This window comes from Xanthomonas arboricola (genome assembly GCF_003353015.1).
GTDB classification, from domain to species: Bacteria; Pseudomonadota; Gammaproteobacteria; order Xanthomonadales; family Xanthomonadaceae; genus Xanthomonas; species Xanthomonas arboricola_E.
In genome coordinates this window covers 210,572-227,357 of sequence record NZ_QREM01000008.1, presented here as the reverse complement: position 1 = coordinate 227,357, position 16,786 = coordinate 210,572, and the positions used below count along the sequence as shown (strand labels likewise).

At 58.0% G+C, this 16,786-nt stretch carries 10 protein-coding genes and 1 pseudogene; 8 read left to right on the top strand and 3 right to left on the bottom strand.

Annotated elements, in window-relative coordinates; all coding sequences use genetic code 11:
• Positions 1–159: 159 nt before the first annotated feature.
• On the bottom strand, positions 160–774 hold the full coding sequence (locus tag C0541_RS08935) for a DUF937 domain-containing protein (protein ID WP_115047705.1): 615 nt from the start codon (positions 772–774) through the stop codon (positions 160–162).
• Between the two features lie 223 nt (positions 775–997).
• A complete protein-coding gene (mutS, locus tag C0541_RS08930; RefSeq protein ID WP_161959980.1) occupies positions 998–3,553 on the bottom strand; it encodes a DNA mismatch repair protein MutS in 2,556 nt (851 codons plus the stop codon).
• A gap of 268 nt (positions 3,554–3,821) precedes the next feature.
• Between mutS and C0541_RS21300 the strand changes: the two genes are divergently transcribed.
• From C0541_RS21300 to C0541_RS20715, 5 genes are all read left to right on the top strand, one after another.
• On the top strand, positions 3,822–4,151 hold the full coding sequence (locus tag C0541_RS21300; RefSeq protein WP_238601296.1) for a hypothetical protein: 330 nt from the start codon (positions 3,822–3,824) through the stop codon (positions 4,149–4,151).
• Positions 4,152–4,168: 17 nt separating this feature from the next.
• Positions 4,169–5,734 carry an integrase gene (locus C0541_RS08925; protein ID WP_238601295.1) on the top strand — a complete coding sequence of 522 codons (1,566 nt, stop codon included), beginning with the start codon at positions 4,169–4,171 and terminating at the stop codon, positions 5,732–5,734.
• Positions 5,727–6,542 carry a nucleotide-binding protein gene (locus tag C0541_RS08920; protein WP_115047701.1) on the top strand — a complete coding sequence of 272 codons (816 nt, stop codon included), beginning with the start codon at positions 5,727–5,729 and terminating at the stop codon, positions 6,540–6,542. Before C0541_RS08925 ends, C0541_RS08920 begins: the two co-directional genes overlap by 8 nt.
• 214 nt (positions 6,543–6,756) lie before the next feature.
• Positions 6,757–6,966 (top strand): hypothetical protein, encoded by a 210-nt coding sequence (locus C0541_RS08915; RefSeq protein WP_238601294.1) that lies wholly within the window; start codon positions 6,757–6,759, stop codon positions 6,964–6,966.
• A 32-nt stretch (positions 6,967–6,998) separates the two neighbouring features.
• Positions 6,999–7,943: a hypothetical protein gene (locus C0541_RS20715; protein ID WP_238601293.1), complete on the top strand. Its 945-nt coding sequence runs from the start codon at positions 6,999–7,001 to the stop codon at positions 7,941–7,943.
• A 276-nt stretch (positions 7,944–8,219) separates the two neighbouring features.
• Here the strand turns inward: C0541_RS20715 and C0541_RS21665 are convergent.
• A pseudogene (locus tag C0541_RS21665) lies at positions 8,220–8,486 on the bottom strand (DNA/RNA non-specific endonuclease); the annotation flags it as partial.
• Between the two features lie 693 nt (positions 8,487–9,179).
• Here C0541_RS21665 and C0541_RS08905 point away from each other — a divergent pair.
• From C0541_RS08905 to C0541_RS08895, 3 genes are read left to right on the top strand one after another with little or no spacing between them, the layout of a single operon-like run.
• Positions 9,180–11,954: an RHS repeat domain-containing protein gene (locus C0541_RS08905; RefSeq protein WP_115047695.1), complete on the top strand. Its 2,775-nt coding sequence runs from the start codon at positions 9,180–9,182 to the stop codon at positions 11,952–11,954.
• Entirely contained in the window at positions 11,951–15,502 is a 3,552-nt protein-coding gene (locus C0541_RS21295) for an RHS repeat domain-containing protein (RefSeq protein WP_153064973.1), read from the top strand. Before C0541_RS08905 ends, C0541_RS21295 begins: the two co-directional genes overlap by 4 nt.
• Positions 15,499–16,017 (top strand): Imm21 family immunity protein, encoded by a 519-nt coding sequence (locus C0541_RS08895; protein WP_115047691.1) that lies wholly within the window; start codon positions 15,499–15,501, stop codon positions 16,015–16,017. Before C0541_RS21295 ends, C0541_RS08895 begins: the two co-directional genes overlap by 4 nt.
• Positions 16,018–16,786: the final 769 nt, after the last annotated feature.

Here is a 16,786-nt window from a genome sequence, read left to right as displayed (position 1 = left end):
TGTGACTGGCAGACATGCGCATCAGGCAGGCTCATCGCGGCGGGGGTGTGCACACGATAAGCAGCATCGATCGGTTAGGGAATTCGAATTATTCAAACATATCGATAGCGAGCCGCTATGGACGGCGCGCCAATCCCGAATCGGCAAGCGCTCGCGGTCTCAGCGCTTGCCGAACAGGCTGCCACCCAGCGTCATGACATCGCCCAGTCCAAGCTTCCCGTCGCCGTCCTGATCCAGCACGCTGCCCAGCAGGCCGTCGATGCCGGCATTGCTGCGGACCTGCTGCTGTTCCTGCGCCAGGGCCGGGCCAAGCTGGCTGCTGGCCGTGGCATTGCCGCCGAGGAAGCGCTTGGCCAGATACGCCATCACGATGGGCGCCAGCAATTGCAGCAGCTGATTGGCCTTGCCGGTTTCCAGCCCGGTGGCCTGGCCCAGGCCTGCAGCAGCCTGCGGTGCCTTGTCGCCGAACAGATGCCCCACGATGCCGGCGCCATTGCCTTGCGCACCGCTGGCCGAGCCGCCCAGCAGCGCACCGAGCAGGCTGCCGATGTCCGGGCTGCCGGCATGATCGCGCTGCAGGGCACCCAGCAGCGCATCGGTGCCACCGGCCTGCTGGCTGTGACGGCCCAGCGCGCCCATCAACAGCGGCAGCGCGGTCTGCACCGCCGAGTGCGCCTGCTCGGGCGCGATGCCGAGCCGGCTGGCGAGCTGCTGCAACTGCGGGCCCTGCAACTGCGCGGCGAGTTGATCGGTCAACGAGGCGGACGTGGTCATCGGTGTCTCCGGTTGGACAAAGCGTTGCCGCAGCGTGCACCCGTCGCGCCAGCAGGGCAACACGGCACTCGCCGCGATGCAGGGCGGGGCAGCGATACCGCACAGTGGTAATCAAGCCACTTCAATCGACAACAACACGGCAAGGTTGATTAACCCCGCAAAGCGTAGAGCCAGGCAACTACGCTCTTACGATTCCCGATTCCCGATTCCCGATTCCCCGCCCTCAAAGCAACGCCTTCAACCGATACAAGGCCTCCAGCGCCTGCTTGGGCGTGAGTTCGTCCGGGTCCAGCGCCTGCAGTGCTTCCTGCGCAGCGGAAGAGGGCGCAGTGAACAAACCGAACTGTTGCGGCGCATCCAGTGCCGCCGGGGCCATCTGTGCGACATGGCTGTCGCCGCCGCGTTGTTCCAGTTCGGCCAGGCGATGACGCGCCTGGGTCACGGCGGCCTTGGGCAAGCCGGCGAGCGCGGCGACCTGCAGGCCGAAGCTGCGATTGGCCGGGCCATCCTTGACCGCATGCATGAACACCAGGCGCTCGCCGTGTTCGACCGCGTCCAGATGCACGTTGGCGATGCCGCTGGCGCCGCCGGCATGCGATTCGTCGGCCAGTGCGGTGAGCTCGAAATAATGCGTGGCAAACAGCGTGTAGCAGCGATTGCTATGCGCCAGATGGCGTGCCACCGCATCGGCCAATGCCAGGCCATCGTAGGTGGAGGTGCCGCGGCCGATCTCGTCCATCAGCACCAGCGATTGCGGCGTGGCGTGATGCAGGATGTAGCTGGTCTCGGCCATTTCCACCATGAAGGTGGATTGCCCGCGCGCCAGGTCATCGCCGGCGCCGATGCGGGTGAGGATGCGGTCGATCGGCCCGATCACCGCGCGGCTGGCCGGCACATAGCTGCCGATATGCGCCAGCAACACGATCAACGCGTTCTGGCGCATGTAGGTCGACTTACCGCCCATGTTCGGGCCGGTGATGACCAGCATGCGGCGGTCGGCGTGCAATTCCAGATCGTTGGGTTCGAACGGCTGGTCGCGCACCGCTTCCACCACCGGGTGGCGGCCGCGTTCGATACGCAGGCACGGTGCGTTGTCCAGTTCCGGGCGCGACCAATCCAGTGCCTGCGCGCGTTCTGCGAAGCCGGCCAGCACGTCGAGTTCGCTCAATGCACTCGCGCAGCGCTTGAGGCCTTCCAGCTCGCTGCCGAGTGCATCGAGCAGGCCTTCGTACAGCAGCTTTTCGCGCGACAACGCGCGCTCGCGCGCCGACAGCACCTTGTCCTCGAAGCTCTTGAGTTCCTCGGTGATGTAGCGCTCGGCATTGGTCAGCGTCTGCCGGCGGCTGTAGTGCAGTGGGGCTTTGTCGGCCTGGCCCTTGCTGATCTCGATGTAGTAACCGTGCACGCGGTTGTAGCCGACCTTGAGCGTGGCGATGCCGCTGCTGGCGCGTTCGCGTTGTTCCAGGTCGATCAGGAATTGATCGGCGTTGGTGGACAGGCGGCGCAACTCGTCCAGATCGGCGTCGTAGCCGGTGGCGATCACGCCACCGTCGCTGAGCTTGAGTGGCGGTTGTTCGGCCACCGCGCTGAGCAGCAGATGCGCGGTGGCATCGTGCTCGCCGAGTTCGGCATGCAGTGTCTGCAGGCGCGGCGAATCCAGCGGCGCCAGGATCGTGCGGACCTTCGGCAGCAGCGCCAGACCATCGCGCAGGGTGGAAAAATCGCGCGGGCGCGCCGAGCGCAGCGCCACGCGGGTGAGGATGCGTTCCAGATCGCCGAGCGCGCGGAAGGCCTCGCGCACGTCGGCATCGGCGCCGGTGTCGATCAGGCTGCCGACTGCGTGATGGCGCTGCACCAGCACCTCGCGCAGGCGCAGCGGACGGTGCAGCCAGCGCCGCAGCAGGCGCCCGCCCATCGGCGTGACCGTACTGTCCAGCACCCCGAGCAAGGTGTTGCGGGTGTCGCCATCCACGCGCGTGTCCAGCTCCAGATGCCGGCGCGTGGCCGCGTTCATCGAGATCGCCTCGCTGGCCACTTCCATCGCGATGGAGGTCAGATGCGGCAGGCGCTGTTTCTGGGTCTCCTCGACATAGCCCAGCAACGCGCCAGCGGCGGCCGTAGCGCAGGGCTTGTCGTCGATGCCGAAGCCGGACAGGTCGTGCAACTTGAAGAACGCCAGCAGCTGGCGCCGGCCGCTGTCGGCATCGAACAACCACGGCGGCCGCCGCCGCACGCCGACGCGGCCGCGCAGGAACTCCGGCCAGTTGTCTTCGTCCGGCACCAGCAGCTCGGCCGGTTCCAGGCGCGCGATCTCCGCTTCCAGCGCATCCACGCTGTCCACTTCGTTGACCAGGAAACGCCCGCCGGCCAGATCGGCCCAGGCCAGGCCGTAGCCCTGCTTGCTGCGCGCGATCGCCATCAACAGCGTGTCGCGGCGCTCGTCCAGCAACGCCTCGTCGGTGACCGTGCCCGGGGTGACGATACGCACCACCTTGCGCTCGACCAGGCCCTTGGCCAGTGCCGGGTCGCCGATCTGTTCGCAGATCGCCACCGACTCGCCCAACGCCACCAACCGCGCCAGGTAGCCCTCGTAGGCATGCACCGGCACGCCGGCCATCGGAATCGGCGCGCCACCGGAACTGCCGCGCTGGGTCAAGGTGATGTCGAGCAGCCGCGCAGCCTTGCGCGCATCGTCGTAGAACAGCTCGTAGAAATCGCCCATGCGGAAGAACAGCAGCAGGTCGGGGTAGTCCGACTTGGCGGCGAAGAATTGCTTCATGGCAGGCGTATGTTCTTGATGAGCCTTGCCGGTCTTGGAAATATCTGAGGAAACAGTCACTTATGAATTTGCTCTGTAACGGAACTGACGGTCAAAAGAGGGCTATTGCGGGCAGTAACGGTCTTTTTTGTTGCGACCGTGTTGCGACGATTCAAAGTAAGACCCAATTTGGCATGTTGCGACGAGTTCGCATGGTAAGAAAAGCGTATGTTGATGTTGCGACGTGGGTTGCAACCAACAGCACTCGCACGACAGCAATGGAGGATGCATGAGCAAGACGCCGGAGTTGCCAGATCTGCCGAAGAGGCGCGGGTCGCTCAAGTTTAAGCTGACCTACGCCCAAGTCCTGAGCCTGTCGGTGGATCGGATACCCGTGCTGGACAAAGCGGGCAAGGTCAAGCTGGTGGAGCGGGACCCTGAAGAGGCCGGCGAACCCTACCGCTTGGTGGACGGAAGTGACAAGGCTCCCTCCGGTTTTAGTTTTCGGGTAGGGAGAACCAAGACCACATACGAGGTGGTCAAGCGTGGGCCGACGGGTATCCGCCGTTTTTCCTTGGGCAACGTCACCGACATGGGCTGGACGAAGCCTACGAGGTAGCCAAGGGGCACCTGTCGGTGCTCAGGCAGACCGGGACCAATCCGGTGCAACAGGAGCGCGCAGAACTCCGAGCCAAGCGTCGAGACAAGCGCTCGGAAGACATCACGCTTCGGCAATGCATGGAGCTCTACATCGAGCGCATGGGAGAGCGTGCCAGGAAAAAGAAGGTGAAGCAGGTCAGTGTCGAGGCTGTCCGCAGTAGCTTGGCTCGTCTGGAGCGACCCGAGGTGGGCCTGGCCGATCTGAAAATTCGGGACACGCGAACCGAGGACGTGGTGCGGGGATACGACGCGTTGCGCAAGAGCGCCATGCTTCGCTCCAACCGTATCCCAACCGCCATGCGTCAGGCCTTGGCATCCCACGACGACTGGGCTCAGCTCTCCACAGCTCAGCTTGGCGAACTGGGCATCGCCGGGAAATACATTCAACGGGTAAGGGCCGCAGGACTCGCCGCTGCCGAGCACACCTTCACCGATGCAAAGCGCTCCGTGGACCTGTTCAACGAAGTGGAACAAGAACAGGCACACGAGACTCGGCGGGAACCCAAGATAATCTACAACCCGTTCCAGGCCATCTACAGCAAGGATCTACTTCGCGGGGCTCAGGACCTGCGCAACCACTACAGCCGGGCTGAGGTGCGCAACCCGTTGGGGGATGACACGCTGCCCAAGGTGATGAAGGTCATCCTGGCTCGCCGGGATGAGCAGGGCGGTTTGAACGCCGCCGGTGCCGATTACCTGTTGTTGACCTTGTTGTGGGGCACCAGGCGCAGCGAAGCAGCCGCGTTGCGGTGGTTCGACCGGTGCACGCCGGGAGAGCTGACTCAGCGTGAGGTGTCATGGGTGTCGTTGACGCCACCGGGGCAGATCAATCCTTTCACTCGTCGGGAGGGATCGCAGGTCTATCTGTTCGACACCAAGAACGGAGATGAGCGCTATTTGCCTGTGACCTATTTCGCCGAACAGGTGCTTCAGCGGCGTCTGGATGAGCGCTTGGACGATACCGAGGCGAAGAAGGAGGTCGCGACCATGGAAGGCTTGCTTCGAGCCGCTAGAGCCAAAGGAGCTAGACGGGAGCTGATCAAGGGATTGGAGGTGGAATTGGAGAAAGCCCGCCATGCCCTTGACCGAACCCGCTACGTCTTCCCCGCGCGTTCGAGCCGCAGCCGCTCGGGGCACTACTCAGACAGCAAGAGCATCGTGGCCAATGTCCGGCGCGATGCGGGTTTGTTGAACCTCAGCGAGGACATCGACATCGGACTGACCCCGCACGACCTCCGTCGGACGATGGGGCGCTACGCGGCGCATTTGTTCGGAGAAAGCCGCATCGTCTCGCAGCTCTTGCACCATCACACCCGCGGGCAGGGCCAGGACAGGATGGCCGCGGTGTCGGAGCGCTACACCGAGCAGGAGTGGTCCAAGTTGCGAGAAGCAATGGGGCGAGTTGAGGAGGCGATGGTCGCCAAGAGTCCGCGGGTGTGGAACCGACTGAAGGGGACGGACAAGCCGAGGCTGGACGAGGCCAATGACCCTCCGGTTACTATCTTTGCTCAACGGAACCAGCGGACCGCATTGAATGATTGAGGTTGTTCGCAGCGAAGAGGACTACCGCGCGCTGTTAGAGGCCGCGCTGGACCAGGAACTGAAGCGTGCAAGAGCTGGGTTGACGCAAACCGTCACCAGCAAAGCCGCGGCACGGTTCCTGGAAGTCCACTTCGACACGCTGGGGGAGTGGCGCCGCCGCTCCCCACCGTTGGGGCCACCCTTCCAGAAAGGCGCCGGACTCACAGGTGGCGGGGCCAATCAGCACGTGCGTTACCTCTACGGCGACTTGGTGGAGTGGCAGAAAGCCAGGGCCAGCAAGACGCCCAAAGAGCGACGCCTTGTAGACGAGTTAGAACGACTGAGGCAGCAGGCTCGGGAGCTCGAGCTCCAACTCGAACTGCAGGCGGTCAAGGATCAGGTCGCCCGTATGACGCGGAAGGCGGGTAGGGTGCTCGCCCTCACCACGGTGAAAGAGTGTTTGACCGACCAGCACGACTGGGTGCTGGTCGGTGGTCGCCTGGTTGGTCATGTATTGACCGTGCCAAGCGATGTGCTGACGGCTGTGACTGCTGCGGATGGAGCAAACGAAGCGAACGATACAAACGAAGCGGATGTTGCTCATACCGGGATTGGTCCAGAGGTTGGTGAGGTGTGGACCGCTACCCTGGAAGAAGCGCTGCAGGAACCTTGGGTCGACAATGAAGCTCGAGACCCTTTCAGCAACGCTATGGATACGGCGCTGGGTGAGCTGACGCGGCACCTTGCGCAGGAGCGCTCTACGCAGCGAAGCCGCGACTTTGAAGATAGGTTGCCTCCATCGATAGTGCTGCCCCGTACTCCGTTTTAGCTGGCCGGTAGTTCACATTGACGCCATCTATGCATTTGCTCGGTATGGGCTGCAATTTTTCAACAAAGACGGCGTTGGTTAGGTAACCAGCTGAAACTGACGGAGTCTGGTGATTTCAATTTGTCCAAACATGCATTTGTTCATGTTCATGAACTTGCGGTGGTTGATCGGTTCATCAAGTTTGCTAGAGTGATACATGAGCCTAGAGGTAAGTATGAGTAAAAAAATCGAGTCTACAGTTGAGCTTTTACGGCAAGCCCTGGATAACAAATTTTCGGGTCAGACTGTCTCGTATGTGTCTTTCGAAGGCAATCATCTGGATTTAGATCTGAAGGGATTTATCTCTTCGGACAGGGGGAAGGTTGCGTTGCAATCTGAAATAAAAGCTGCACAGAGTGATCCTCAAGCTAGATTTAAGAGATGAATTAATCATAAATTAAGAGGGTGTGAGCAGGGATGCCATATAACATACTTCTTTTGCCTTTGCTTGCAGGGTATCTTTTTCTTTCCAGAAGTAGGTTGAGGGCATATTCGACAGCGCGCCTTCCCAAGGACCAGTTATTACTTGCTGCTGCACTTCTAGGCTTTATATTTTTGCTGGTTAGTCGATTGATTTGTTACTTGGTATTGCAGGCAGATTGGGGTAGATATTTCGCACAATCTCTTCATAAGGTTGCTCCTTTTGACTTTATCGGAACGGCGTTAGGGACCCTTTTGCTATCCGGGCTTCTGATTTCCTTTGTAAATACTTTTGTAAGCGAAAATGTTGCGGGATTTTGGCTATATCATCGCCGAGAGCTTGACCCATTGACTCGAGTTCTTTGGAGTAGCGTGGTCGGCGTCGAACCTAGAAAGCCACCTGGAGGGCTTGTTTTAACATGGACCTTGGCTGTGAGAATGCTTCGTTTCCTACGTGTTGAAATAGGGTTTAAACGCCTTTTGAGGACGCCGTTGCGAGAATATCCAAAGGTTGTTGAAGTCCTGCGGGCTGAGGGGTTGCAGTTCTCTGGCTTGGATCATGGCGAGGCTAGAACAGCCATGATCAACATGAAAGATGGCAGAGTTATAGTGGGATACACTTTTGATCTTCTTACGAATAATCCAAATATTGATTTTGTAACAATTTCTCCTTTATGGACTGGTTACAGGGATGGTGAAAATCGCGTGCTTAAAGTTGTTGATTATACTAAAGCTTTTGAAGATGCGAGTGAAAAGCCAGGAGACTCTCCAGATCCCAAGTCTTTTGCTAGAGTGATAAGGAGTTCGGAGATTATTTCTGCGTCTGTTTTTAGTGGAGGTGCGTTTAAGATACCTGATTTGCCTCAGCAGGAATCTCAAGCTTCCACTAATGATCGGGTCGGAATCGTGGCGAAATTTTTTAAATTGATGCGCCTCAATTAAAATTGCGCACCGAGATGCGTGATCTTTTGTGTTTGATTTTTCCGATTAAAAATTCAGATTTAATATTGTGAAATAAAAGATAAGAGGGAGTTCCCAGTGTCGGAACCTCTAAGTAATTATCTGGAAATTTTAGCTCGGGTCACGTCTACTGGGCTGCGGCCAACTCGCAGCTGGCAGCATCGCTTGCCGTTTGCCGTTTGCCGTTTGCCGTTTGCCGTTTGCCGGTGCTGAGATGCCAATGGTGCTTGCTCCAAAGGTGGTTTCATCCAGCTCATCGTCGTAACCCGAACGCACGCTTGCATATGACGCACTGGACGTTTGGCCGGCACAGCCACTGGGCAGCTCGGTATCCAAGTTGAAGCTGGACGGTCGGGCTGCGGAGCCGTTGTCCGCCTGCAGCACGTATTCGTAGCGCAACGCGGTGCGGTTCGTGCAGTCGTCTTTCAAGGTGTAGCCACCCTTGTTGAGCGTGACCACCTGGGCTTGGGCACCCGCACTGAACGTGGTGAGCAGCAAGATGGTGAGGAAGAGTCGGAATCGCATAGCAGCACATCTCCTTGTGTTTCTGGGGACGCACGAATCCTCCAAAAACCGGACAAGGCCGGTGCCTGTTGAATGACGTGCGAGTTGACGGAGGTGGAGCAAACAGCCGAAGGCAGCCCAACTGGGCGAGTGGTGGGGTTACGCCGCGCCCCTGTCGCCACGGTTTGGCGCGCGGTCATCATTTGTATCTGACAAACGAGCGCTAGCGTCAATCCTTAATTTCGGAAGGTGTGACCGAACGCCCTGAGCAGTTGTTCGCGCGCCAAGCTGCGTAACAGCAAAAATCGCAGGCGCGGCGTGTCGCGAAGACGTCAATAAAATCCGCTGCGCCGTGTCAGATAACCGCTGAAAACAGGGTCAGAAATTTCTGATTCTGGTGTGGGTGGACCACTAGCTACACCTCCTTTCGTGAACGATTCCTCATAACGTCAAGAACTTGCCGTTCTACATCCAGGCTCCTGCTGGGACAGGCGAGGGCTGGCGGTCAGTTGACATCGAATTGGCGGCGCGCAACCGTAGGGGTTTGGGGGTATTGGGGAATGACCTAGCGGTCGCGCTTCGCGCACCTCCGGATTCTTGAACACGAACACCTGCCGATGGCTTGGCCGGGCATGCGTTGTCATGCCCTGTCTTCACGTGAGCGGGAGTTCGTGTGAGCGGTGGGGTCTACCCAGATCTCGGTCAGTCATCAACTTGGAAAATGCTATGGAATCGGGCACGACCTCGCGCAAGATGCGCGCGATTGGACTGGGGCTGGCTGCGCTGACAGGGCTATCTCCTGCACTGGGCTCTGCCGAGGATGTCTACGACGACTATGGCAAGTTGATCCAATCGGGTGCGGTAGTTAGCAGCCCCGGCGACAAGCTCTTCGGCGACAACATCAACCTCTACACCGGGTCAATGGAGATCGTTCAAACCGACGTGGATTTGAAGGGCAACAACGCCTTGCAGGTGCGCATCGGTCGACGTTTCTCTGTCGGCAGTCCCACAAAGGGACACTTCAAGCTCTGGGATCTCGACATCCCTTACATGCACGGGGTCTTTTCTTCTAGCGGGTGGACCGTTGAAGCCGCGCGCGACCTGGTCAATAACCGCTGCAGCCTCTACGGTCAGCCGCCAGTAATCGCGATCCAGGGAGGCTTCTTCGACGCCCCTGAGTATTGGCGAGGAAGCTTTGCATACCGCCCAGGTGCTGGCGACCAAGAGCTTCTCCAAGCATCTGCTGGTGCACTGAGGCCAGCTGACGGACGGACGTATCCCCTTGTTTTAAAGGACGGGTCTGCAATCCGGTGCTCAGCTTCGCTGGATGGGGCAAGTGAAGCCGGTGCTCGTGGTGAAGGGTTCGAGTTAGTAGACCCTCAAGGAGCGACATATTCCTTCAATCACTTGGTGTCACGTGGCTACCCAGCACTGCACAAGTCGTCCCCAGCTCCACAATCGATTTCCGCCGGGAGTGCCATGAAGACTGCCGCTGTCGGCGGAATTGTCCCCATGGTTGGCCTCAACTACAACTTGATGAGAGAAGAAGTCCTGATCTATCCGACTCGGGTTACGGATCGCTTTGGCAACACGGTGACCTATAACTGGAATCCAGGAGCACCATGGCAGCTGTTGAGCATCGTTGCCAGTGATGGGCGCCGCATTGACCTCTCTTACGCGGGTGGCGATGGCAACGTCATTACCTCCGTCACTACTGGAGGCCGGACCTGGTCTTACGGCTACAGCGATGCTGTGGACTCAGTGACATTGCCTGATGGCAGTCGCTGGACCTTCGATCTGGTCGAGTTGTCTCGTGCACGAGTGACCTACGGCCAGCCGCCTGGCTGCGACAACATACGTCCTTGGTCGGGTGGCACCAGAGTGGGAAGCATCACTGCTCCCACCGGTGCTCGCAGCGATTACGCGATCAATTCCATGCTGATGGGACGGTCTTGGGTGCCCAGGGTTTGCAGGCGAGAAGAGGCCTACTCTGACATCCCCTACCAGTTCTATGTCATGGCAGTGACCAGCCGCCGCATCACCGGCCCCGGGTTGCCGTCGCAAGGCCTCACCTGGACGTATGACTACGGCACACCGAATAACTGCTGGCAGCCAAGCCCCAACCCAAGCCCCAGCGACCCTGCCAAATACGTCGAGTGCACTGCCGGCTCCCCCATCACTAGAGACATCACAGTTAAAGACCCTGCAGGGCAGAGCACACGTTATCGGTTTGGAAATCGTTACTGGTCTAACGAAGGCTTATTGCTACAGCAGGACTTCGGTTGGAATGGTTCTACAGCCGTTCGCACGAGGGTGACCGATTACGCTGCCTTTGATGCTGCTCCTTATGCGGCACGGACGATGTATCCGGGTGGCAACTATGGCGATAACACGGTGGCGGCCAGGCAGCGGCCCGTGCGTCAGGTGACCACCATCGAAAATGGAGATCGCTTTGTGTGGCGAGTCGCTGACTGTGGGAGCCAGCCTTGCTTCGACGAATTTGCCCGTCCACTGCGCGTTGAGCGTTTGAGCGCTTGGCATGGTCGAAGCGACGAGACAGTATATTACGACGATCGCAATGCTTGGGTGTTAGGGAAAACCGCTCTTCAACGGAACTTGGACACCGGTATCGTCAGTGCCCAGACTGATTACGGCAGCAATGCGTTGCCTCAGCTGGAGCGTCGCAACGGGAAGGTAATTGCGTCCTATACCTACAATCCGGATGGCACAGTCGCACAAATCAAAGATGGGCTTGGCAATACAACGACGCTATCCAACTGGAAGCGTGGCATCCCACAGTGGGTAAGATATGCGGATGGTTCGGGCAAGTCTGTGCTTGTCGACGACAATGGGTGGGTGCGCAACGCAGCTGACGAAAACAACTTCGTCCATGCCTATTCTTACGACGCCATGGGGCGACTGACTTCAACCGTTTACCCGACAGGCGATAGCGCGTCTTGGACTTCCACCATTCAGTCCTTTGGGCAAGTGGGGAGCGAGGAATACGGCATCGGTGCCGGCCACTGGCGTCAGACTGTGACTACTGGAAACGCACAGAAAATTACCTACTTCGATGCGCTGTGGCAGCCGCTGTTGATACGCGAATACGATGCGGCAAACGGGATTGGAACACTGAGGGTGAAGCGGTTCGTCTACGACCACGAAGGACGGACTCTATTTGCGTCCTATCCGAGTGGCAACGAGACCGCTAATACCGGAGTTTGGACGGAGTTCGATGCAGTTGGTCGACCCACCGCAGTCTCTCAAGACAGTGAGCAGGGGTTGCTGACGACGGTTACCCAATACATCCCGGGTGCTCAGACACTTGTCACCAATCCCCGGGGTGCCGTTACGCGGACGGGCTACCAGATGTTCGATCAATTGGTCTACGACGCACCGGTGTGGGTTTTGCTGCCAGAGGCGAGCAGGACGGATATCACGAGAGATCTTTTCGGCAAGGCGATCAGAATTTCGCGAGGTCCGCAATGAGCCGCTGCAAAGAACTATTACGAATGAAGCTCAGGTCGATGGCCCCATGTTTCCGCATCATGTCCCTAGGGCCGGTGATCTACAGGGGGCTGGCATTGCTGGCTCTTTGCTCAGCAGCAGGCGGTGCAGGTGCTGCCCGGCAGTGCCCCGACGGATCCACGGCAGGTTCGGCTAATGAATGCCCGACCCCCATTGAACTCAAAGAGAACGATGCAAAATACATAAGCGGGTCGGTGCCGACGACGATGGTCGTGGGTCAGTCTTACGGTGCAAGCATCACCTTCCAGAACACTGGCTGGAAGACATGGACGTCCCCAGAGGGATACCGTCTTGGGAGCCAGGGGGCTGACGTCTCACCGTGGGGCGTTGGACGGGTCGAGCTGCCCTCAAGCGTCATGTCAGGGGCAAGCACCACTTTTAACTTTACGGTGCGTGCTCCCCTGGTCGCTGGAAAGACACTGTTCCAATGGCGCATGGTGAGGGACGGCGTGGCGTGGTTTGGAGGCTTGGGCTATCCAATTGATGTCAATGTTCTTCCGTCCGTCATCAAGGGAGGTATTGATGGTATTACTTCTGCGGTGATATCCGGTTGGGCGTGTTCCACCAATCTGACTCAACCGGTCGATGTGCATTTTTACCTCGATGGCCCAGGTGGAACGGGAAGCTTTATTGGCGCCAAAACAGCGAATCTTCCTAGCGAGGCTGGGGTGGCGGCTGAGTGCGGAACATCAGCGACAAATTACCGTTTCCTGTTTCCTATAGATGAGAACTTCATTCTCCAAAACGGGGGGAAGGTGATTTTCATCCATGGCATTTCGCCTGTGGGTGCGGCACACGACACGATCGCGGGCTCTGGAAGTCTGCGGGTCCCTGCTATTGATCGTAACTCGGCATTTGTCAGCCATGCAGTCCCTGCAACGATGACGGTAGGGCAGTCCTACCCTGTGGAGGTCACGTTCCGTAACATCGGGAACGTGACCTGGCGTAGGTCATCAAATTACCGATTGGGAGCTTTTAACCCAGCTGATAACAGCACATGGGGCACCGGCAGGGTTGATTTGCCTAATGATGTGCCGCCGGGTCAGTCCGTCCGGATCTCATTCAATGCTGTGCCCCAGGCGGCTGGCACACTCAACTATCAATGGAAGCTGCTGCAAGAAGGCGTGACCTGGTTCGGTGAGGCCAGTCCCAACCAAGTGGTCAATGTCCAGGCAGTCAACCGCCCACCGCAGGTTTCATTGGCTGAACCAGCCAATGGAAAATTTCTTTATGCCCCTGGTAAAGCAACAGTGCGTGCAAATGCCAGCGATCCAGAGGGTGGACTGGCCAATGTCTCTTTCTATTCCAATGACGCGCTCATAGGAACCGTTGTTTCCGCGCCTTACCAGGTGGCTCTCAACAACTTGGCTGCGGGCAGCTATCGCCTCAAGGCGGTGGCCCGTGACGTCAACGGTCTGACTGCGGAGTCTGGCCAAGTTGTGCTGACCGTCAAGCCCCCACAAGCGCCTGCATCTATCGCTCGCAGCTACGTGTATGACGCAAATCAACAGCTGTGCAAAGTGATTGAGCCCGAAAACGGCTCAACAGTGATAGCTTACGATGCTGCGGGTAACTTGGCTTGGTCGGCTAGTGGTCTTGACCTCCCGAGCACCACCAGTTGCGACTTGGATGCCGCTGCTGCAAGCGGCCGGCAGGTTTCGCGCACCTACGACCCTCGGAATCGCCTAAAGACGTTGCGGTTCCCTGACAAGAATGGCAACCAAGACTGGTCCTATACGCCGGACGGGCTGCCGTCACAGGTAACGACGTGGAACGATGCTGGCGGCTCATCCGTCGTCAATGCTTACGGCTACAACAAACGTCGGCTGATGACGTCCGAATCCTCTGGTCAGACTGGATGGGATAACTGGTCCATTGGCTACGGCTACGATGCAAATGGAGCGCTTGCTAGCCAGGTATATCCTAGTGGGCTTTCGATTAATTACGCACCCAATGCGCTTGGTCAACCGACCGATGTGCGCGATCAGTTGGGGAACGTCTATGCATCGGGTATTGGCTATTACCCCAATGGGGCTGCGCGGCAGTTCACATACGGCAATGGAGTCAGCCACTCCCTTGTGCTCAACGGCCGTAAGATGCCGCAACAGGTCCGTGATGCGAACGTTGCGTCGTTTGAATATCAATACGATGCCAATGGCAACGTTACCACTATCCTCGATCAGCAAAGGGGAGTTGGCTACAACCGCCACATGGGTTATGACAGCCTGGATCGGTTAGTAGAAGCGGGGTCTGGCCGATTTGGTGGCGACTCGTGGAATCGCTACACCTACGATGTGCTCGACAATATTCTTTCAGCCCAGCTGCCAGGGGTGAGCGAGAAAAATTACTGGTATGACACCAGGAATCGGTTGACCAGTGTCTTCAACAATTCCGGGGCAACAACAATTGGGTTGAGCTATGACCCGCAGGGAAACCTGAAGAACAAGAACGGCCAAGTCTTCTCCTTTGACTATGGGAACCGTCTGCGAGATGTTACTGGCAAGGAAAGTTACGCTTACGATGCATACGGCCGCCGCACCGTATCCGGTCGACCGACAACGCTGACTGTTCAGATCTACACTCAGGCTGGTCAGCTGTTTTACTCCGATGCGTCGGGCAAGGGAGGCACGGAATACGTCTACCTCAACGGCAGCTTGCTCGCCACACGCAACGCGGGGGCCATCAAGTTCCAGCACACGGATGCATTGGGCAGCCCGATCGCGGTGACGGATGCTGCTAGTCAAGTGGTTGAAAGGACCGACTACCAGCCCTACGGCAGCCCCATCGGCAAGACGGTCGACGGCATTGGCTACACCGGACACGCCATGGACGGGGCGACTGGACTGACCTATATGCAGCAGCGCTACTACGACCAAGACTTGGGGCGGTTCCTGAGCGTGGATCCGGTGGCCGCTGACTCGGTGCTGGCAGCCAATTTCAATCGCTACTGGTATGCGAACAACAATCCGTATCGGTTCACGGACCCTGATGGCCGTTCGATTGTTATCCCCTGGGGGGCGGTCACCGAGATAGCCGCAACTCGGGCAGCACAGGCAGGTGTAATCTCACAATTAGATAGTCCCCTGCCTGGTCCAGGTGATGTCATCGCAACTGCAGTTATTTTGGGTGCTGTTGGCGAGGTCGGTTACAAAATTTATCAGGCCAACTCTCAGCCAGAAGATAAACAATCAAACGGTCCAAAGACGCTTGCGCCTGGAGAGCATGCTGGTGACTCTATCCCAGCTAGAGGCCCAGAGCGCGACTTCACCGGTGATGAGCGCGAGGATGTCAATGAGATTGGTAGGGAGACCGGCTGTCACACTTGCGGGACTAAGGATCCTGGGACAAAGAGTGGCAATTTTGTGCCAGACCACCAGCCACCAAGCAAAGCAAACCCGAGTGGCGCGCCTCAGCGTCTGTATCCGCAATGCCTGTCCTGCAGTAGGCAACAGGGGGGGGAAGTGAGGCAATATAGGCCGCCACCGCCGCAGCCACCGGAGAGAAGGTGAAAGATTTGAACTGGATAGAATCGAGTGGAGGACCATTGGTCCTCTTGCATAGAGACTTACTGCCTAAGTGGTGCGGAAGCACAGGGTCACTAGAGGATGCTGATGCGACGGATTACACACGCGCTTGTGATGTGATAGATGAGCTTGGTGTGATTGATGTTGGATCTAGACAAGCCCTAGTGCTCGGTGATGAGCCTGACAGGACAGCTCTCACTAAACTTGGGAAATCAGTTTTTATCATTCGCTGGCGTTGGGCGCCGTCCGAAGGTGATCTGTTAGAAGAGTTGCGAGGTGGATTGGATTCCCTGGATTTTTGTAGTTCAGGGTCTTTCTCGACAATGCCGGGAACGCATCTTCTCTTCGATTCCGCTTTCGCCGGACCTTACGTCGATGAGTCATCGGTCGTCGAACTGGATGCGGCCCAGTTTTCGCTCTCCAGCGCTTATCTTCAGCCAAGAAAAGATGTCTGTGCACTCATTCATCGTTTGCAAGAGCACTCGGCTGACTCTGGATAGGAGTCAGCTGACTCCATTACGGAAAGGCTAATGCGCAGAAGTTGCAATGTAGAGCATGGACTGTTTGCAGCGTCGATTTCTCAGTTGTATCCACGCCACAAGTTGCAGCGTTGGAACAAATTTTGGATGGCCGCCATCCCAGAGCCGATAGTGATGGGGGCGGCTTCATTCACTAGTGGCCACCAGCTGAAGCCTCGGTCGCTTTTTTCATTGCGTTGGCGTCTTGCGGATCAAGCCGCGCCGCCTTCCGCAGCTCTCGTCGAGAGCTAACATTCCATCAGTGAAAAGCGCAGGCGAAACAGCCAAAGCCCTTGATGCTCGTGACACAGCCAGCGCCTCCTTTTACAGAGGCATAAGACGTTCTTATGTGGAGGGTGGCGCTCACGCTGTGCAGCCTTCGCTGCGGAACGAAGGGCGATCCCGCGTCGCCAAATGTGGGAGCAACTAGATCGCGAGGTGCTACATGCCGCCAACAAAAGCCGTTGTCGACTCCCCGTAAAATTGGTCCATCCATAGTTAGAGGTCTCCGGGCACACTAGCCACCAAGGAGACCAACGATGCGCAAGAGCAAGTTCACCNGCCGAGTTCCGTGATCAACATCAACCGCAGACCTCTAGTTTTAGCTGGCATTGAATTGTGGGGAGTCGACACTGTGTGGGGTGAGCACACATAAAATCAGTTAGCTCTTTTAACGCAAGAGCTCGCTTGGCGCGGCACTTCACAAATTTGATGGCTGGCTGCTCCGTAATTTCATATGAGGTATTAGCCT